Source organism: Wolbachia endosymbiont (group A) of Longitarsus flavicornis, assembly GCF_963931955.1.
Lineage (GTDB): Bacteria > Pseudomonadota > Alphaproteobacteria > Rickettsiales > Anaplasmataceae > Wolbachia.
In genome coordinates, this window is sequence record NZ_OZ008337.1 from 1,307,964 (window position 1) to 1,326,379 (window position 18,416).

Here is an 18,416-nt window from a genome sequence, read left to right on the forward strand (position 1 = left end):
GATGTACAACGAAGAGTATTTAATTCAAGTCGAAGAAGCGATAAAGAAACTACAAAACGGAGAACGAGTGGTATCAATTGCATATGGTGACCATGTTGTGAGATATGCTGAAGTTCAGATAAATGATTTGCTCAGCCTCAGACAACGCATCAAAGGTGAACTAAAGATTGCTGGAATGAAGCCTAAACGAAAGATTATTTTTGCAACAAATAAAGGAGTTATATGAGGGAAAATTTTCTGAGAAAAGTTGTAAAAGAGGAATATTCTGAATTTTTAGAGCAATTAAAAACTTTTATAAAACTATGGGAGAATAGAGAGAGTTCAGTAAATGGAATAATAGATTTGTCACATTGGCAAGAAAATGTGGATTTTGAGTTAGCTAAAGAGAGTGGTATAATTGGAGTAATTCATAAGGCAACACAAGGACTAAAATATGTGGATTCAAAGTATGCGAAGAGAAGAAAGAAAGCTGAAGAAGAAGGATTACTCTGGGGAGCATATCATTTTGGCACAGAAGGAAACGGCAAAAATCAAGCTGATCATTTTCTAAAAACGGTAGGCGAAAGCAAAAATACTATACTTGCGCTGGATATTGAAGAAAATAAAAGTGGCAAAAATATTACAGTTAAGCAAGCTGAGGAATTTGTAAAGAGAGTTGAAGAAGTAACAGGAAGATTACCCCTAATTTATGGCAGTAGCTATTTTCTTAAGGATTTTGCCACGCCAACTTTGACAAAATGTCCATTATGGATAGCAAGCTGGAGAAAAGAGCTGACATTACCAAAAGGCTGGAATGATTGGATTTTATGGCAATATACTGACGGTAAAACAAGTCCAGAGCCACATGAAGTAGAAGGAATCGGAAAATGTGACAGAAATAAATTTAACGGAACTTTGAAAGAATTAAGAGAATTTTGGTTAGTATGATGCTGAAAAATTTCAAACAACTATTTAGTAAGCCAAAAATCAAAAGTTCTGCTTGGGATGCGTCAGGCTCAGGAAGAAGGGTAATATATTGGCAAGGAGAAGCGGGAAGCATAAATAATTTACTTTCTCAGAGCCTTGGGCACTTACGTAGCCGCTCTCGGGATATGGTGAGAAAAAATCCTTACGCTGCAAATATAATTGATACGATAGTAAGTAACTCTATTGGAACAGGAATAAAACCGCAATCAAAAGCAAGAGATGGAGAATTTCGAAAGAAGGTGCAAGAATTATGGCTAAAATGGACAGATGAAGCAGACAGTAACGGAGTAAGTGATTTTTATGGATTACAAGCTCTGGTATGCAGAAGTATGATAGAGGGAGGAGAATGTTTTGTACGTTTAAGAACGAGAAAGCTGGAAGATAGATTTTCTGTGCCATTACAACTGCAAGTACTTGAGTCTGAACATCTAGATAATAAAACAAATCAAACTTTAGGAAATGGTAATGTAATAAGAAACGGGATTGAGTTTAACAGGCTTGGGCAAAGAGAAGCATACTACCTATTTAAAGAACACCCTGGTGAAAATACCTTTGGAGAGTCAGTAAGAGTGCCAGCAAACGATGTTTTACATATTTATAGACCACTAAGACCTGGGCAAATTAGGGGAGAGCCATGGCTTTCTAATATACTGCTAAAGCTTTATGAACTTGACCAGTATGATGGATGCAGAATTAGTGAGAAAAAAGACAGCAGCGATGTTTGCAGGGTTTATTACGAGACTCGATCCTGAGGCAAATATTTTAGGAGAAGGCGAAGCGAATGAGCAAGGAGTAGCATTATCAGGTTTAGAGCCAGGAACAATGCAGCTTTTAGACCCAGGAGAAGACATAAAATTTTCAGAACCGTCAGATGTAGGAGGAAGTTATGAAGCATTCATGAGACAGCAACTGAGGGCAATAGCAATAGGCACAGGGATAACATATGAGCAGCTAACAGGAGATTTAACAGGAGTGAATTATTCATCAATCAGAGCTGGATTAATAGAGTTTCGTCGTCGATGTGCTATGCTGCAACACAACATTATGGTATTTCAATTTTGCAGACCAGTATGGAATAGATGGCTAGAACTTGCCACTTTATCTGGAGAGCTTTCTACAACAGATAATCAAGTATTTAAAGATGTAAAATGGATACCACAGGGATTTGATTGGGTGGATCCACTAAAAGATCAGCAAGCACAGCAAATGGCAGTAAGAAATGGATTTAAGAGTCGATCAGAAGTAGTATCAGAAATGGGTTACGATGTAGAAGAAATTGACCAAGAAATAGCAGAAGATCAAAGACGTGCAAGTGAACTGGGCTTAAGTTTTGATTCTGACGTTACGGCCAATCAAGAGGTGATATGAAACAACAATGGCTAAACAGATGTGTAATGGTAGAACCGAGGAGTTTTGAATTACTGTTACTACAAACAGGAAAGCAGCCCATCTTTAAAAATATAAAACATGCAGTAAGAAATAGTGAAAGAGGAATAATACCGATACATGGGATCTTGACAAAAAAGTCAGAAGCTTTTGATGATATTTTGGGAATGACTTCCTATAATCAAATAGAAGCACAAATTACACAAGCAATAGAAGATAGTGATATAGAAACAATCCTGTTGGATATAGACAGTCCTGGAGGAGAGGTCAATGGAGTGTTTGATCTTGCTGATTTTATTTACAATGCAAGGGAAAAAAAGAGGATAATAGCGATAGCAAATGATGATGCATATTCTGCAGCGTACGCTATAGCTTCTAGTGCTGAAAAGATTTTTCTTACCCGCACTTCAGGAGTTGGAAGTATAGGGGTAATAGCAAGTCATATAGATCAAAGTAGGTTTGATGAAAAGCAAGGTATTAAGTACACCACAATTTTTGCTGGTAGTCGAAAGAATGATTTAAACCCGCATGAGCCAGTGACGTCTGAAAGTCTGGGAAGCTTACAAAAAGAAGTAGACCGACTATATGAAATGTTTGTGCAGCTAATAGCAAGAAACAGGGGTCTTTCAATTGAAAAGATTCGATCAACAGAGGCAGGGCTATATTTTGGCGAGAAAGCAGTAGAAATAGGTCTTGCAGATGGAGTTACAACATTTTTTGAATTTATCAATAATCATAGGAGTGTTAGTATGACAACTAATGAGTTAACTGAGGAAGGCTACGAGAACTGTCGTAGAGAAATTTTAGAGATAATAAGATTATGTAATGTATCAAAGATGCCAGAAAAGATAGGAGAATTTATTGAGCAAGGCGTAAGTGTTGAGCAAGCCAGGGAAGTTTTAATGGAATTACTTGCAGAGAGAACGAAAAAGACAGAGATACTGAGTGCAATACCACAGAATTCGCAGGAAGATTTGATGACACAGGTAGCGAAAAGTCGGTGCATTTAAATTTTATAACCGCCATATATAGTGCTCTGCGGTAAATAAGTGTCCAAAATGTGCCATAATGGCTAATTATAAGGTAATAACCGCGGTGTATAGCAGTTATAAACACGGCGGTAAAAAAATAAAAAAAGGAGAGAAAAAGACATGATAAGTATAACTGAAGGAAATAATTTAGGCGATCTTTTAAAATATGAAGTGTCCAACCTATATTCAAGAGACCAAATAACGGTAGCAAAGGGTCAAAATCTGAAGCTAGGGACAGTTGTTGGTCGTGATAAAGACAACATGATTAGGATAATAAATCCAATTGCCACAGATGGCACACAAACAGCAATAGGTGTAATAACAAGTGATGTAAATGCGACAGAAAATGCCAAAGCAGTAATCATTACACGTATAGCAATGCTAGCAGATCATGCAGTTGTATGGCCAGCAAATATCACTGAAGAGCAGAAAACTGCAGCAATAAAGCAACTTGAAGGACGAGGGATCATTATCCGTAAAGCAGTCTAAGGCTATATTAAACAATAAAAAAACACAAAGGGGGAAAAGAAAAAATGCAAAATCCATTTACAAATACAGCATTTAGCATGACGGCACTAACAAATGCGATGAATATATTGCCGATAAATTATGGACGAGTTGAAAATCTAAATTTGTTTCCAAGTAGGTCAGTAAGATTTAGACATATTACAATAGAAGAACATAATGGAGTTTTAAGTCTACTACCAACGCAAGTACCAGGGGCACCAGCAACAGTAGGAAAACGTGGTAAAAGAAAGGTAAGGACATTTACCATTCCTCATATTCCTCATGATGATGTGGTGTTACCAGAAGAAGTGCAAGGAATAAGGGCATTTGGATCAGAGAGTGAACTGAAAGCGCTGGCAGATGTAATAACTGACCATTTGCAGCTAATGAGAAATAAACATGCAATAACGTTGGAGCATTTGCGTATGGGAGCGCTGAAAGGAATAATTTTAGATGCTGATGGGTCAGAATTACTAAATCTGTACAACGAATTTGAAATAACACCAAAAGTAGTAAATTTTGCACTAGGAACAGCAACAACAGATGTAAAGCGTAAGTGTCTGGAAGTACTCCGGCATATAGAAGATAATCTAAGTGGTGAATATATGACCGGAATTCATGCCTTGGTAAGCCCTGAGTTTTTTGATGCATTAACTTCGCATAGTAAAGTGAAAGAAGCATATGAAAGATGGCAAGAAGGAGCAGCGCTAAGGAATGATATGAGGTCAGGATTTACATTCTGTGGAATAACATTTGAGGAATATAGAGGGCAAGCAACTGATCCTGAAGGAACGGTGAGAAGATTTATAGAAAGAGATACAGGGCACTGTTTTCCAGTAGGAACAGCAAGTACATTTACAACATATTTTGCACCAGCAGATTTTAATGAAACGGTAAACACTCTCGGACAGCCACTATATGCAAAACAAGAGCCAAGGAGGTTTGATAGAGGAACTGATTTACATACACAGTCAAATCCTCTGCCAATGTGCCACAGACCAGGAACATTAGTAAAAGTCGTTGCAGCATAACAATACTGGTAGAGTAACTACAAGTTGGTGAGGCACAAGAGGACTCTACTAGTATATACCTTATTAGCATACTTATGAAAGAATGCAAGAGAATATTAAGAGATTACTAAAAGATTGTTTTGCCCATTTAGGAGAAGTGGCTTTGTATAAATCAAAGGATAAGTCATACATGGTACAAGTATTAAAGCAACAGCCAGATAAATTATACGAGATTGGTGAAGGACAATTTGTGGGAGAGATGCTTTTTCTTGAGGTAAGCATTTTTGATATACTGAGGCCAATTGTAGGAGATATTTTTGTTATAGGTGATTGCAAATACAAAATACACACACCACCACTTAGAGATAAATCTGGAATGGTCTGGCGAATCGAAGCGTATGGGGTGTAAAATGTCTGTGCATATAGAAGTTGAGGTAATAGAAAGTGTAAATGCTAAAAGAAAAAAAATAGAATTAGCAATAGTGAGAGCGTTAAACAGAACAGCACTATGGCTAAAATTGAAGACAGCAAAAGAAATTAGTGAGGAAAAGAAGATAAAATTAAGTTTGATAAGAAAGAGATTAAGAATTTTTAAGGCAAAAACTAGCAGATTAGAAGTGTTAATTAGAGCAAATCTCTATGACATTAGAGCATCAACAATTGGTAAAATACAAAAAACAAGAAGAGGATCGAAAGTAGGAAAGCATGAGTTTATAGGAGGATTTGCAGCAGTTATGCCAAAAGGAAATAGCGGTATTTTTAAGCGTGAAGGAAGAACAGCATTACCAATAAAGGAAGTTAAATTGTCACTGAAACCAGAGGCTTCAAGGATAATAGGTAATCTTGTTAATTATGAAGTTGAAGAAGTCTTTACAAAGTTTTTTGAACGTCAATTGAGCTATAAAGGATGAATTTGAAAGATTTACATGATAAAATTTGTACCACGCTGAAGAGAGAAATACCAGCAATACAGACGTGCGAAATTTATCCAACAATAAGGAAAGAATTGATAGCACCGGCAGTATTTGTGGAACTTAGTGGCTTTGAAAAAGGACATGATCCAGGAACAGAAGAATTAGCGTTGAGAGCAAAATTTGAAGCACGAATTGTAGTTGATGGAACAGTCGAGGATTCCTCGGTAGTTGTAAGGTCATTAGCAGCAGAAGTAGCAAGAGTAGTAAATAAAAATACTTGGAACGTAAAGAATATTTCTCCTGCTGAATTTCTCTCTGCAGAGCCTGATGGATTTAGACCCGAATTAGATGCATATTTGGTGTGGATGGTTGATTGGAGTCATCAGCTTCATTTAGGTAAATCAGTATGGGAAGAGGGGAAAATTAAGCCACATAAAATAGCAGTAGGAGAAATGCATGTTGGAAAATAATTTTGCCATTGCAGAGTTACAGAGAAAAGTAGCGAATATCATTCGTATAGGAGTTGTAAAAGAAGTAGATTATGAAAAAGCAAAAGTAAGAGTGAAAATAGGAGAATTTTTAACAGATTATTTACCGTGGATAACAAGTAAAGCAGGAAAAGATAGAAATTGGTCTTCACCAGGTATCGATGAACAAGTTGTGGTATTTTCTCCTTTTGGTGAACTATCATTAGGAGTGGTATTAGGAGGAATATATCAGAAAAAATACCCTGCACCAGAGAATAAAAAAGAAATAAATAGTATAAAATTTCAAGATGGGACGAAGTTTACATATGATAAAGGTAAGCATCATTTAGAGATTGAAGTAGTAGACAAAATAACACTGAAAGCTGGGGGATCGAGAATAGAAATGACAAAAAGTGGAATAAAATTGAAGGCAGATAAAATAAACCTTAATTAAATGAATAAATCGGTTGTGCGAGTAGGAGATCATTGTGCAGAAGCAACACTACATTTTTGCGTTAGTGGCAGTAACAATGTTTTTGTAAATGGTAAGCCAGTTTGCCGAAAAGGAGATAATTTTACAGAAGGTAGAGTATTAACTGAAGGATCAAAAACAGTGTTTGCAAATGGGTTTGGAGTGGGAAGAGTTGGTGATATGGTTTCTTGTGGTTCCAAGGTGATCAGTGGTAGCAGTAACATTTTTTCAGGATAAAATATGCTATACTTATCAAAAATAAAGTTATGAATATGGATATAACTACTAGCCTATTAGGAGACATTAGTAATTTAATAGATAGAGCAAAAAATCATCTTTCTGTTCAATTCAATTCTACTCTAGTATTGTTAAACTGGGAAATTGGCTCTAGAATTGATCAAGATATTCTAAAGCACAAACGTGCAGATTATGGGAAGCAAATCATCTCCCAACTTGCAAAAGAACTTCAGATTAAATATGGACGTGGTTTTGATAGAGCGTCATTATTTCGTATGGTGCAATTTTCTAAATTCTTTTCTGATCAAGAAATTGTCGCGACACTGTCACAACAATTGAGTTGGTCACATTTTGTAGAAATTATTGCAATTTCTGATGAGCTAAAGCGTAATTATTATATAGAAATGTGTCGTATTGAAAGGTGGAGTGTTAGGGCACTACGTAGTAAAATCGATACTATGTTGTATGAACGTACAGCGCTAGCAAAAAAAACTGAAGAGTTTATAAGAAGGAGTATAAAAAATTTACGTGAAGAAAATATGTTAGCACCAGAATTCATTTTTCATGACCCATACTTCCTTAGCTTCATGGAATTGCCATCAAGTTATAGTGAGACTGATCTAGAAAATACAATCTTGGATGAATTGACAAAATTTTTACAAGAGTTTGGAAATGATTTTTGTTTTGTAACACGTCAAAAAAGGATGAGTACTAAAACAACTGACAGGTATTTGGACCTGCTATTTTTTCACAGAGGATTAAAACGCCTTATAGCAATAGAACTAAAAATAGGTCGCTTTGAACCAGCTTATAAAGGACAGATGGAATGGTATTTAAATTGGTTAGATAAAAATGAACGAAAAGCAGGTGAAGAAAAACCGTTAGGGATTATTTTATGTGCTGATAAGGATCAAGAGGATATAGAATATCTTGAACTCGAAGGCTCTAATATTCATGTTGCACAGTATTTAACACAGCTTCCTTCTAAAGAAATTCTTGAAAAGAAGTTGAGAAAGGCTATTTCTATAGCACGTGAAAAACATGCAAGTATTAAGTCAAATCCATGAAAAATATATGAAAGGAATGGATGCTAAAACAGGAAAAGCGTTAGAAGGAATAGAGCACTTAAAGCAATCGATAATTGATATACTGACCACTCCTATTAACAGTAGAATAATGAGGAGAGATTATGGGTCAAGATTATTTGAATTGGTGGATAAGCCAATAAATAGAGATTTAACACTTGAGATATATGCAGCAACTGCAGAAGCACTGGGGAAATTTGAGAGGAGATTTAAGTTAGAAAAAGTAAAAATGACAGAGGTGAAAGAAGGAAAAGTAACGCTTGACCTAGAAGGATTATACGTACCAAGTGGGAAAAACATTCGCTTTGATGGAGTCGTAGTATAAAGATGCAGCAGACTAACATTATTGAGCCACTGAACTTCGAAGAAATTCTGTCTCGGATGAGGGAAGAGTTGGTGAAGCGTGACGCAAGTTTTACAGCATTAGTTGAAAGTGATCCAGCGATGAAGGTATTAGAAGTAGCAGCATGGCAAGAACTTTTGCTTAGAGAAAGAATAAATGAAGCAGTAAAGAGTAACTTACTTAAATTTGCGACAGGAGAAGATCTTGATAATTTAGCTGAGTTTTATGGAGTGGAGAGGCAAAAAGAAGAAGAGGACGAACGATTTAGAAAAAGAATCAAAGCAAAAATAGCAGGTTGGTCAACAGGAGGAAGTAAAGAATATTATAGATATCATGCACTTTCAGCAGATAAAAGAGTAAAGGATGCGCTGGTTGAGTCAAAAGTGCCAGGAAGTGTAGAGATCTCAATTTTATCCACAGAGTTATCCACAGTGCCAGAAGACCTACTTGAAATTGTAAAAAAGCAGGTTACCAGAGATGATATAAGGGTTTTAACAGATACAGTAACAGTAATTGGTTGCAATATTACGGAAATAGATATTCACAGCAGGATCAGTGTTAATTCACAGGCACTACCAGAAATTATTGAAATAGCAAAGAAACAATTTATCGAAAAATTTGAGTTAGCAAAGAGATTGGGGTGGAGTGTGACAAGATCATGGATAATAGCGAATTTATTTGTAGATGGTGTAGAAAATGTGGAATTAATCGAGCCAAAAGAAGATGTTGTGGTGCTAGGTAATGAGTGTGCTGCTTTAAGAAACTTAGAGATTGAGTTGAATTAATGTTATTGCCACCAAATGCAACAAAACAGGAAAAAGCGCTAGTAGATGCAACGGATTATAAAGTTGATCCAAGTTGCATCAGAGGGTTTAAGTTTAGTCTTAAAGAAGAAACATTGCCGTGGTTGATTGAGGAATATGAATTGGGGGAGATACTACGCTGGGTAAAAGATAAAAGAAGAGCGATAGTAGAAGGAGTAAAGTTTCAAAGACTGAGAGGAACCCCAGAATCACTCAAAATAGCACTAAAATGGGCAAATATAGAAGATATTACAATTATCGAAGAACCACCTGGAAAACATTTTTTTGAGCTGCAAATTGGAATAAAGGATGTGCCAAATGACTTTTTTGTAGATGCAGTTGTAGAATTGGCAAAGCTGTCATTACCAGCAAGATCAAGGCTAATGAGGATTTTCAATGACCACTACAACATTGATAGGTTTATTTTAGATGAAAGCTTTTTTGGAAGTTTGTTATCGGATTACTCGGGGATAAAAATTGAAAAAGATGGACCAGTACTGTCATTCGGTAGAAAGAACACATTTGAGCTAAAAAGCTTAAATCCAAATTTTAAGTTTAGCACTTTTCGGATTCATTATGAGCAAGCATTTAGTAATGATGTATATCGATTAGATGTAGCAGTACTTGGAGAAACAGAGACTCACACAAGGGATTATAAAGGCATTTATGAAAGAAGTCATCAGTGGTACAACTTAAAAGCACTATATCCATTACCACAGAGTTTATTACCATCGATTAAATTTGCAAAAGCGCAGATAGTATTATCAGACAGTTGGGATTTAGGAGACATAAATACGTGCTTTCCAGTTAGTAGCGTAGAAGAAAGAGGAAATAAATTTGTATTGGGAAACGATAAACTTTCAGGGCAACGTTGGAATTTAAAACACAAGCCAATTTTAGAAAGGTTTAGCGTTACTCACCACTACAAAATAGAAAACTATACAGATCAGAAGATTACAAAATATGGTTTGGCAGAACACAACGTTTACTATAAAAATGATTTAGATTCAGAGCAAAAAGACTCAATACACGAATTAGAAAATTACATTTTAGTATTTTACCCGGGAGTACTGAAGTGGCATGAACATCGACATTTGCACAGAAGTTGGAAAGATAGTCGAATAATATCTCTAATAAGTTAAGTACTTATATTTAGATACTCATATACTATATTAATAATAGGTAAAAGTGTATGAAATAAAAAGAAAAAGACTTGCTTTCTTATGCTAAAACAGACATGACTTGAATAGCAGCAGGTAAATATAAGAAATTTATCTAACGCTAGAAAAGCTAATTTTGTGAGGTAAGTATGAAGTTTAGCAAAGAATCTTTTAGTAAGTTTTTTAAAGAAGTATCAAGTAACGATATTAATAAAAGAAATGAAGAAGGAGAGACGATATTACACCAAGCAGTAGAAATCTCTGATTACAAAACAGTGAGATTATTAATAAAAAAAGGAGCAGATGGTGTGCCGTAGAGACACAAAGAATGTTCAAGTAAGAGCAAACTAAGTGCAAAAGCTGCACAGTAGATGAGGGTAGGTCCCTCGGAGCCGGTTTACAAGAGCAGGCTTCAAACAACCATAAGCTGCTTTGGTAAAGAGCCAAGGTAGTGAGCGTTATGGAAAAGGCATAATTATATGTCATGTAAGGAATAGAGAGATGAACGAAAGTGAACCACTGATGAAGTGTCGAAACCTTTTAAATGACGTCAAAACCAGGGGGTCGTTTGTAACCTGGGATAAATCTATCGGGAGCTTGTTTACTGGATAGATGGCGTCCGGCATAAAGGTGGCATGAATCTATTTCAGGCTATTGTGTGGAACTACGGGAACCTGTCGTTTCGATGATAAGGGAGAAATCCAAGGAGCTAAACTCTAAGGATGAGAGTACCGATGCGAAAAACAGGGGCGGATCAGCTCGTAGTAGTGAAGAAGTTTCTGTAATGGAAATGGAGCGAAGGAGCTGAGTTATTCAGTTTTAATTATGTATCAACCGAAAGGGAGGAGTTAATGAATAAAACAAAGTCTTTTGATATACCAAAGCAACTTATTTGTAGGGCTTATAAACAAGTATCGAAAAATAAAGGTGCGGCTGGTGTGGATGAGGTTTCGATAACAAAGTTTGAAGAAAATCTAAAAGATAATCTGTACAAACTATGGAATAGGATGTCATCCGGAAGTTATTTTCCAGAGCCGGTAAAAGCTGTTGCGATACCAAAAGATACAGGAGGGCAAAGAATTTTATGTGTTCCTTCAGTATTCGACAGGATAGGGCAAACGGCTGCTGCTATGTATCTAGAGCCGCTGGTAGAACCAAAATTTCATGAGGATTCATATGGTTATAGACCAAATAAGTCTGCACTGGATGCGGTAGATACAGCTCGTAAAAGATGCTGGAGGTACGATTGGACGATAGATCTTGATATATCTGGATTTTTCGACAATTTGGACCACGGCTTGGCATTGCAAGCTATCAAAAAGCACACAGACTGCAAATGGGTCATACTGTATGTTGAGAGGTGGATGAAAGCCCCCATTCAGCAAGCAGATGGCAGTAAGGTAGTTAGGGATAAAGGAGTTCCGCAAGGAGGTTCAGTTAGCCCAATCATCTCTAATATATTCATGCATCATGTGTTTGATATATGGATGAAAAAGAACTACCCGACAGTACCATTTGAGAGGTATGTGGATGATGCGATAGTGCACTGCAGAACAGAGAAACAGGCAGAGTTTGTGAAAGTAATGATCGAAGAAAGATTGGCTGAGTATAAGTTGAAATTGCATCCTGAAAAGACACAGATAGTGTACTGTAAGGATGACAATAGGAGTGGTGAATTTCCTAAACAAAGTTTTAATTTTCTGGGTTACACATTCAGACCCAGGTTAGCAAGAAATAAAATAGGGAAGTATTTTGTTTCATTTCTTCCAGCAATTAGCAACAAGGCCAAGAAAAAGATTACTACAACCATAAGGTCATGGAAAATGCTACGAAATACGCATATAACATTAGAGGAGATATCAGGAAAAGTAAATCCAATAGTCAGAGGCTGGTATCAGTACTATGGCAAATTTTACAGAACTGAAGTATACAAATCTCTAAAGAATATAGAGCGGCATCTAGAAAAGTGGGTGAAAAGGAAATATAAGAGACTCAGGAGTCACGGAAGACTAGCAAGACAATTTCTAGGAAAGGTGAGAAAGAGGTCTCCGGATATTTTCTATCACTGGACACTAGGGTTAGGCCAAAAGGCTGAATAATGGAAGCTGTATAAATCGAGAGGTTTACGTACAGTTTTGCGAGAGACTGGTGGGGAAGTTCCACTGGTCTACTCTCCTAAATGCAAGAGATAAAAATGGTTATACACCACTACACTGTGCAGTATTTGCGAAAAGCTTAGAAAATGTAAAAGTGCTGCTAAGGGAAGGAGCAGAAGTAAATGCCACTCAATATGTCAGTGGATGTACGCCACTCCACTCTGCATGCAAAAAGGAGGAGTTGAAATAATAAAAGAGCTAGTAAAAGCAGGAGCTGAGGTTAATCAACTGAATAAATATGGTGCAACACCAATGTATTACATCTGGGAAAGTGAAAAGCATTGTCTATGTGATAGCAAAGAGAGTGAAAAGGCGAGTAAATTTCTGAGAGAAAAAGGTGGAGTAACAAAAAGTAGAGAACTGACGTGCTATGGAATAGAGAGGCTAGTGGGAGAAATAGCAGACATGTTGAATGGGAGTTATTTACCAGAGTTAAAAATAATAGAGATAGAAGAAATAAGGAAGAGAGACAAATCGCTAATAAAGAAAGAATGTCAAAATTTAGCAAGCAAGATAATCAGCCAAGTGAATGAAATGATAGATGAGGTAGAAAATGTAGTAGGAAGAAAGGCTTAAAAAGGGGACTTGATTTTAAAGAAAAGGTGAGGTGGATTATGTTAAAGCTTGGCAAATTTAATAAATCAGCAAAAGAATTATCAGAGAACTCATATAAAAATATTTATGCAAGAGACGAGAATGGAAGAACAGCTCTGCATTATGCAATAGACGCAAAAACAGTGAGTTTATTAGTTGAAAAAGGAGTGAATGTAAATGCAGCAGACGTAGGAGGATATACAGCACTGCACCTAGCAGTAACGGAGAAACGTCTAGAAATCGTGAGAGAATTGATAAAATCAGGAGCAGAAGTAAATGCTGAGGAATATGGAAATAAATGCATACCTCTACACCTTGCGTGCATGGTAGGAGAAAGAGAAATAGTGGAGGAGCTAGTGAAAGCTGGAGGAGAAATAGAACAAGCAGATAAATTTGGAATGAAAGCAATGGATTATGCGAAAAATAGCAAAGAAGTAACCAAGGTGTTGAAGAAAGAAACAGACAGAATTGAGAAGCTATTTATGAAGGGCTAAAAATATGGAGAAAGAAATAGAAAAGAAAGTAATGAATTTAGAGAAAAAACCTTTGAATGAGCTGAGAAAAATATGGAAGAAGGTATTTGTGGAAGAAGCACCTAGATACTCAAAGAAATATCTGATACCTAGATTAGCGTATAGAATGCAGGAGGAAGCGTATGGAAAAATGTCAAGAAAAGGAGCAAAAAGACTAGAGTATCTAGCAGATCGACTAGAGAAGGGAAAAAGAATAAGTAGTGACAAACTTCCAGTAGCAGGAACAGAGCTAATATTAGAGAGAGGAGAAGAGATGCATGCGGTAATGGTAACAGATAAGGGTTTAATCTACAGAGAAGAATTTTTTACGTCATTGTCAGCAGTAGCCGGAAAAATAATGGGAATGAGTTACAATGGGCCGCTTCTATTTGGAATGAGAGATAAGGAGAAAGAATGCTGAAAGAGGTAAGATGTGCGATATATACTAGGAAGTCAAATGAAGACGGGTTAGAGCAGAAGTTTAACAGTTTAGATGCGCAGCGAGTAGCATGTGAGAAATATATAAAGAGCAAAGAAGGTTGGGTAGCATTGGCAAAAAGGTACGATGATGGAGGCTATTCAGGAAAGAATTTAGAAAGACCAGCGATAAAGGAATTATTTGAAGATGTAAAAAAAGGAGAAGTAGATTGTGTAGTAGTATATACGCTGGATAGGCTCTCGAGAGAAACAAAAGACAGCATCGAAGTAACGTCATTTTTTAGAAGGCATAGAGTAAATTTTATAGCAGTAACACAAATATTTGACAATAATACGCCAATGGGAAAGTTTGTACAAACAGTGTTATCAGGAGCAGCACAACTAGAAAGAGAAATGATAGTAGAGAGAGTAAAAAATAAAATAGCAACATCAAAGGAGCAGGGATTGTGGATGGGGGGAACTTTGCCGCTTGGATATGATGTAAAGGATAAAGAATTAATAATAAATGAGAAAGAAGCAAAAGTGGTAAGTTATATATTTGAAAGATATTTGGAGCTGAAGTCAATGGCAGAGTTGGCAAGGGAGCTAAATAGTCAAGGTTACAGAACAAGGTCTGATATCTTTAAAAAAGCCACGGTGAGAAGAATAATAACAAATCCAATATATATGGGAAAAATACGGCATTATGAGAAAGAGTATGAAGGAAAACATGAGGCGATAATAGAGGAAGAAAAATGGCAAAAAGCGCAGGAATTGATAAAGAATCAACCATATAGAAAAGCAAAATATGAGGAAGCGCTACTTAGGGGAATAATCAAGTGCAAGAGCTGCGATGTAAATATGACATTAACGTATGCGAAAAAAGAGAATAAAAGGTATCGATATTACATATGTAATAATCACTTAAGGGGAAAAGGTTGTGAATCAATAAACAGAACTGTAGTAGCAGGAGAAGTAGAAAAAGAAGTGATGAAGAAAGCTGAACAGCTATATGAAAAATGGGGAAAAAAAGCGGAAGAGTGGAAAAATTTAAGCTTTGGAAAACAGAAAGAAGTAGTGAAAAAGTTAATAAAAGGAGTAATGATAAAAGAAGATGGAATAGAGGTGAGTTTAGAGGATAAGGTGGAATTTATACCAATAAAAAAGAAAGGAAAGAAATGCACAGTAATTGAGCCAGAAGGCAAAACAAACAATGCACTACTGAAAGCAGTGGTAAGGGCTCATCTGTGGAAACGTCAACTGGAGGCAGGAAAATATGCAAGTGTGAAGGAACTGAGCGTTAAAATTAATATAGGTACAAGACGTATACAGCAAATTTTGAGGTTGAACTATTTAGCACCAAAGATTAAAGAAGACATAGTAAATGGGAGGCAGCCAAGGGGTTTGAAATTAGTTGATTTGAGAGAAATACCGATGCTGTGGAGTGAGCAAAGGGAGAAATTTTACGGCTCAGCGTCGTAACGTTTATAAAAACAACAATATGAAAAAACATCGAAAAAAGTATGTGCCAGAAAATTAAAAAAGGTTATTGCAAAAGGAGCTACTACAAAGGGCCACACAAAAAGATGCTGAAATTGATATAGAAAAGTAAGTCAATGTTACAGAATCAATTATGCGAAAAATATCAATATAAATAATGAAGATTTTAGCATACTGGATGCAACAATGGTAGAAAATGATCCAAAATCTATAAATTATAGTAGTTTATATTTAAATAATAATCTTTAATCTTTATGGCAAATTAATCTACCTAGAAACTTCTCTCCTAGGATCAGAAGTCCTTCTTAATTCTTCACGTTCTGTCCATTTGTTGTTAGACTCGCTTATTACTTCAGGACGCATTAATCCACCAGATCTTTCAAAATATCCCTGTTTAATAGCATCGTAGACCCAGTAGTTACCAAGCTCGCAATCATTGCCTAACTCTTCTTCGCGATCTTTGAATTTTTCTAATATTTCTTCTCTATTACTCACTTCTACTATAATTTTGCTTTTATTCTGTATGTCAGGATATAGCCTAACGTCTACATTTCCCAAACTAGTATAGAAAGTTAATACTATATTGCTGCCTTCTGTAAGATCTGTGTAATACCTTATTCCACCTTCGGTTTGAATTTCTACTTCACTTTTACCAATCCTTATTATATCTCTTTCATATTTTATGCTTCCCTGAGTTAATCCTAAATTTCCTGCTCTATCTGTAATCTTTGCAACATCTATTATGCTGTCTCCAGAATATTCTAAGTAGAGAGTAGAGTTATCTATTCTTACATCATATAACTCACCATTGATGGTACTTTTCGCCAATTCAATAAATTTATGAGCATTGCTAATATAATTTTCATGAGCTTTTACCACATTAGCTTTATGATCATAAAATTCTGACTCCAGTGCATCAACTACACCAATACCAATTTTATTGTTAAACACTGCTCCCCTTGATACCAACTTACATATTATGCTGCTGGCAACTTTAGGATTTTTCTCTAATTTACTGATTTTTTCTATTACGTGATCTACAAAATTATATGCTTTTTTACCTTGAGAAGAACGCTCAGAAAAACCAATCCTTACTCCGGAACTTATAGCTTTATTTACGACCTCTTCTAGTTTATACATATCTCGAGCCTCAGATATCTTATTTAAAAATTTGTTCAGCTTTACCTGATTTGGTGTATTCCATAAAGTCGATTTTACACAATACTTTTCTCCCACATTATAAAAAGATCCACGACAATCCAAGAGAGAATCTTCTTTCTTGCAAAAACTACCTGCGTCTACTGATAGAAATAAATCTACTACTTCCTTATCAATGTCCCGAGCATAATTAAGTATTTTTGACCTACCATCTCTGTCTCGAATACTGAGAATCATTTTCAGATCTTCACTACTCTTGTGTTTATCTAGAAACTCTTTTAAACTTTTAGTGGAGTGAACGAAGTTAGCGAAATAACCTGGACGATCTTCATCTTTACTCCAAATACAATCCTGATATGCATAAAAACATTCATTAAGTATAAAATACAATTCTTCACTCAAATTTTTTTGTTTGTCAGTGAAAAAGCATTCCTCAATATAGTAGTAATGATTATCAATTGCGATCTGCAGTGGGGTTGCTCCTTTTTTATCCTGTATGTTAGAATTAGCTTTTTTCTCTATAAGTAAATTAACATAGTCAGCATGACCAATACTAGCGGCATGATGTAAGGGTGTTTCTCCTCTGTGATCTTGTATATTAGGATTGGCCTTTCCTTTTAAAAGAGAAGCTGCACTAGCAAGAACATCAGTATAATGCAGGGGAGTCCTTCCTTTATCATTCTGTATATTAGGATTAGCACCTGCCTCTAAGAGTAAATCTACAGCTTCATTATATTCTTCAGTTACCTTACCTACAGAAGACACTAGGTGCAATACTGTTAATCCAGATTCTCCTCTTTTAAGGTTAAGAACAGTTTTAAGGTCTTGATTATTCTTATTGATTTGTAGGAAATTTTTAAGTTTTTCAATATAGTACTCACAATGTCTATCTTCTTTTTGATCATAATGACATGGATCTAAACTTTTAAGAATATTTAGTAATTCTCTATTTAACTCCTTTTGACTTCCTGTTAAATTAGGTGTACTAGCAATCCATGTACATACTATACCCTCAAACGAAAGTTTACTATCCATTAAAAGACGAGAATTAAGCGATGAAAAAAGATGTTTTTTTATCAATTGATACTCTGCATCTAATATTTTGTCAGTGCTTAAATCTTCTCCTAGCTTTTGCTCATATGCTTTTTTATCTTGCCCAGTAATACATTCATTAACAATCATATCACACCTCTTACTAGCCTAGATATATTATGTACAATATATAATATTAGTCAAGCTAATTTCAACATAATCTTTTTACTACTTATGTAGTTAAGCTTTTGTTAAGTTTTTATGGTGAGTAATAATGGAGTATATAGAGAGGTTAAAAGTTGTTTATTACTGGAAGTTTTAGCCAATTTTACTATAGATGAATATAGTTAAGACCTATATTTGATATTACTACTATAAGAGCATGATGGATTATGCTTTAAAGGAGTGGAAAAACTGCTGAAGATTATACAGTAACCTGCGGAGCAACTTCAGCAGAATAAACAAACACATGCCAGTATTAGTAGAGAATTATTTATAAGTCAACTAACTTTTTCAAAAAATACTTTAGTAAAAGTACCATGCTAGCTAGTGTTATAAAGAATTGAATTATTGACTCTTCCTAAGATTGCAAAAAAGGTCGTATATTTGTGAGAACAAGCTGCGTAAAATAAGGTTATAAAAATAGAAGCTTGAAATCTTTGCAAC

General features: G+C 35.6%; 20 protein-coding genes and 3 pseudogenes. 22 read left to right on the plus strand and 1 reads right to left on the minus strand.

Features of this window, described 5'->3' with window-relative positions:
- Position 1 precedes the first annotated feature (1 nt).
- The 22 genes and pseudogenes from AABM58_RS06270 to AABM58_RS06375 all read left to right on the plus strand — a co-directional run bounded on the left by AABM58_RS06270 (position 2) and on the right by AABM58_RS06375 (position 15,542).
- Positions 2-226 (plus strand): gpW family protein, encoded by a 225-nt coding sequence (locus AABM58_RS06270; protein ID WP_264336184.1) that lies wholly within the window; start codon positions 2-4, stop codon positions 224-226.
- Complete coding sequence (locus AABM58_RS06275; RefSeq protein WP_264336183.1) at positions 223-927, plus strand: glycoside hydrolase family 25 protein; 705 nt, start codon at positions 223-225, stop codon at positions 925-927. Before AABM58_RS06270 ends, AABM58_RS06275 begins: the two co-directional genes overlap by 4 nt.
- Positions 924-2,334: pseudogene (locus AABM58_RS06280) on the plus strand (phage portal protein). Before AABM58_RS06275 ends, AABM58_RS06280 begins: the two are co-directional and overlap by 4 nt.
- Complete coding sequence (locus AABM58_RS06285) at positions 2,331-3,362, plus strand: S49 family peptidase (protein WP_264336181.1); 1,032 nt, start codon at positions 2,331-2,333, stop codon at positions 3,360-3,362. Before AABM58_RS06280 ends, AABM58_RS06285 begins: the two are co-directional and overlap by 4 nt.
- Before the next feature lie 141 nt (positions 3,363-3,503).
- Positions 3,504-3,872, plus strand: a complete 369-nt coding sequence (locus tag AABM58_RS06290; protein ID WP_264336180.1) for a head decoration protein — start codon at positions 3,504-3,506, stop codon at positions 3,870-3,872.
- Positions 3,873-3,916: 44 nt separating this feature from the next.
- Positions 3,917-4,921 carry a major capsid protein gene (locus AABM58_RS06295; protein WP_338406666.1) on the plus strand — a complete coding sequence of 335 codons (1,005 nt, stop codon included), beginning with the start codon at positions 3,917-3,919 and terminating at the stop codon, positions 4,919-4,921.
- Between the two features lie 82 nt (positions 4,922-5,003).
- The gene (locus AABM58_RS06300; RefSeq protein WP_265024147.1) at positions 5,004-5,309 is read left to right on the plus strand and encodes a head-tail joining protein; all 306 of its coding nucleotides are present in this window, start codon (positions 5,004-5,006) and stop codon (positions 5,307-5,309) included.
- Position 5,310: 1 nt separating this feature from the next.
- Entirely contained in the window at positions 5,311-5,811 is a 501-nt protein-coding gene (locus AABM58_RS06305) for a phage tail protein (RefSeq protein WP_265024314.1), read from the plus strand.
- Positions 5,808-6,284 (plus strand): hypothetical protein, encoded by a 477-nt coding sequence (locus AABM58_RS06310; RefSeq protein ID WP_265024146.1) that lies wholly within the window; start codon positions 5,808-5,810, stop codon positions 6,282-6,284. The genes AABM58_RS06305 and AABM58_RS06310 overlap by 4 nt, the downstream gene beginning before the upstream one ends.
- The gene (locus tag AABM58_RS06315; RefSeq protein WP_265024145.1) at positions 6,271-6,735 is read left to right on the plus strand and encodes a phage baseplate assembly protein V; all 465 of its coding nucleotides are present in this window, start codon (positions 6,271-6,273) and stop codon (positions 6,733-6,735) included. The genes AABM58_RS06310 and AABM58_RS06315 overlap by 14 nt, the downstream gene beginning before the upstream one ends.
- Positions 6,736-6,990 (plus strand): PAAR domain-containing protein, encoded by a 255-nt coding sequence (locus AABM58_RS06320; RefSeq protein WP_019236415.1) that lies wholly within the window; start codon positions 6,736-6,738, stop codon positions 6,988-6,990.
- A gap of 35 nt (positions 6,991-7,025) precedes the next feature.
- Positions 7,026-8,057: a PDDEXK nuclease domain-containing protein gene (locus AABM58_RS06325; protein ID WP_338406667.1), complete on the plus strand. Its 1,032-nt coding sequence runs from the start codon at positions 7,026-7,028 to the stop codon at positions 8,055-8,057.
- Between the two features lie 7 nt (positions 8,058-8,064).
- Complete coding sequence (locus tag AABM58_RS06330) at positions 8,065-8,400, plus strand: GPW/gp25 family protein (protein WP_265024142.1); 336 nt, start codon at positions 8,065-8,067, stop codon at positions 8,398-8,400.
- A 2-nt stretch (positions 8,401-8,402) separates the two neighbouring features.
- Entirely contained in the window at positions 8,403-9,203 is an 801-nt protein-coding gene (locus AABM58_RS06335; RefSeq protein ID WP_265024141.1) for a baseplate assembly protein, read from the plus strand.
- Entirely contained in the window at positions 9,203-10,363 is a 1,161-nt protein-coding gene (locus AABM58_RS06340) for a phage tail protein (RefSeq protein WP_265024140.1), read from the plus strand. Before AABM58_RS06335 ends, AABM58_RS06340 begins: the two co-directional genes overlap by 1 nt.
- Positions 10,364-10,530: 167 nt before the next feature.
- Positions 10,531-10,686 (plus strand): annotated as a pseudogene (locus tag AABM58_RS06345) (ankyrin repeat domain-containing protein); the annotation flags it as partial.
- Between the two features lie 380 nt (positions 10,687-11,066).
- Positions 11,067-11,189 (plus strand): hypothetical protein, encoded by a 123-nt coding sequence (locus AABM58_RS06350; protein WP_338405986.1) that lies wholly within the window; start codon positions 11,067-11,069, stop codon positions 11,187-11,189.
- Positions 11,190-11,232: 43 nt separating this feature from the next.
- Positions 11,233-12,480 carry a group II intron reverse transcriptase/maturase gene (ltrA, locus tag AABM58_RS06355; protein WP_338405985.1) on the plus strand — a complete coding sequence of 416 codons (1,248 nt, stop codon included), beginning with the start codon at positions 11,233-11,235 and terminating at the stop codon, positions 12,478-12,480.
- Positions 12,481-12,556: 76 nt separating this feature from the next.
- Positions 12,557-13,113 (plus strand): annotated as a pseudogene (locus tag AABM58_RS06360) (ankyrin repeat domain-containing protein); the annotation flags it as partial.
- Positions 13,114-13,151: 38 nt separating this feature from the next.
- A complete protein-coding gene (locus AABM58_RS06365; RefSeq protein WP_338406668.1) occupies positions 13,152-13,625 on the plus strand; it encodes an ankyrin repeat domain-containing protein in 474 nt (157 codons plus the stop codon).
- 4 nt (positions 13,626-13,629) lie between these two features.
- The gene (locus AABM58_RS06370; protein WP_338406669.1) at positions 13,630-14,064 is read left to right on the plus strand and encodes a DUF2924 domain-containing protein; all 435 of its coding nucleotides are present in this window, start codon (positions 13,630-13,632) and stop codon (positions 14,062-14,064) included.
- Positions 14,058-15,542, plus strand: coding sequence for a recombinase family protein (locus AABM58_RS06375; RefSeq protein ID WP_338406670.1), 1,485 nt, complete (start codon positions 14,058-14,060; stop codon positions 15,540-15,542). The genes AABM58_RS06370 and AABM58_RS06375 overlap by 7 nt, the downstream gene beginning before the upstream one ends.
- A 285-nt stretch (positions 15,543-15,827) precedes the next feature.
- On the opposite strand, the gene AABM58_RS06380 is transcribed toward AABM58_RS06375, so the two are convergent.
- The gene (locus AABM58_RS06380; protein ID WP_338406671.1) at positions 15,828-17,900 is read right to left on the minus strand and encodes an ankyrin repeat domain-containing protein; all 2,073 of its coding nucleotides are present in this window, start codon (positions 17,898-17,900) and stop codon (positions 15,828-15,830) included.
- Positions 17,901-18,416 lie beyond the last annotated feature (516 nt).

Bases quoted from the DNA above. Each gene is read 5' to 3' on its own strand.
- AABM58_RS06370 (WP_338406669.1), top strand. From the start codon at position 13,630: ATGGAGAAAGAAATAGAAAAGAAAGTAATGAATTTAGAGAAAAAACCT.
- AABM58_RS06380 (WP_338406671.1), bottom strand. From the start codon at position 17,900: ATGATTGTTAATGAATGTATTACTGGGCAAGATAAAAAAGCATATGAG.
- AABM58_RS06275 (WP_264336183.1), top strand. From the start codon at position 223: ATGAGGGAAAATTTTCTGAGAAAAGTTGTAAAAGAGGAATATTCTGAA.
- AABM58_RS06290 (WP_264336180.1), top strand. From the start codon at position 3,504: ATGATAAGTATAACTGAAGGAAATAATTTAGGCGATCTTTTAAAATAT.
- AABM58_RS06295 (WP_338406666.1), top strand. From the start codon at position 3,917: ATGCAAAATCCATTTACAAATACAGCATTTAGCATGACGGCACTAACA.
- AABM58_RS06325 (WP_338406667.1), top strand. From the start codon at position 7,026: ATGGATATAACTACTAGCCTATTAGGAGACATTAGTAATTTAATAGAT.
- AABM58_RS06375 (WP_338406670.1), top strand. From the start codon at position 14,058: ATGCTGAAAGAGGTAAGATGTGCGATATATACTAGGAAGTCAAATGAA.
- AABM58_RS06320 (WP_019236415.1), top strand. From the start codon at position 6,736: ATGAATAAATCGGTTGTGCGAGTAGGAGATCATTGTGCAGAAGCAACA.
- AABM58_RS06335 (WP_265024141.1), top strand. From the start codon at position 8,403: ATGCAGCAGACTAACATTATTGAGCCACTGAACTTCGAAGAAATTCTG.
- AABM58_RS06365 (WP_338406668.1), top strand. From the start codon at position 13,152: ATGTTAAAGCTTGGCAAATTTAATAAATCAGCAAAAGAATTATCAGAG.
- AABM58_RS06340 (WP_265024140.1), top strand. From the start codon at position 9,203: ATGTTATTGCCACCAAATGCAACAAAACAGGAAAAAGCGCTAGTAGAT.
- ltrA (WP_338405985.1), top strand. From the start codon at position 11,233: ATGAATAAAACAAAGTCTTTTGATATACCAAAGCAACTTATTTGTAGG.
- AABM58_RS06285 (WP_264336181.1), top strand. From the start codon at position 2,331: ATGAAACAACAATGGCTAAACAGATGTGTAATGGTAGAACCGAGGAGT.
- AABM58_RS06270 (WP_264336184.1), top strand. From the start codon at position 2: ATGTACAACGAAGAGTATTTAATTCAAGTCGAAGAAGCGATAAAGAAA.
- AABM58_RS06310 (WP_265024146.1), top strand. From the start codon at position 5,808: ATGAATTTGAAAGATTTACATGATAAAATTTGTACCACGCTGAAGAGA.
- AABM58_RS06350 (WP_338405986.1), top strand. From the start codon at position 11,067: ATGATAAGGGAGAAATCCAAGGAGCTAAACTCTAAGGATGAGAGTACC.
- AABM58_RS06300 (WP_265024147.1), top strand. From the start codon at position 5,004: ATGCAAGAGAATATTAAGAGATTACTAAAAGATTGTTTTGCCCATTTA.
- AABM58_RS06315 (WP_265024145.1), top strand. From the start codon at position 6,271: ATGTTGGAAAATAATTTTGCCATTGCAGAGTTACAGAGAAAAGTAGCG.
- AABM58_RS06330 (WP_265024142.1), top strand. From the start codon at position 8,065: ATGAAAGGAATGGATGCTAAAACAGGAAAAGCGTTAGAAGGAATAGAG.
- AABM58_RS06305 (WP_265024314.1), top strand. From the start codon at position 5,311: ATGTCTGTGCATATAGAAGTTGAGGTAATAGAAAGTGTAAATGCTAAA.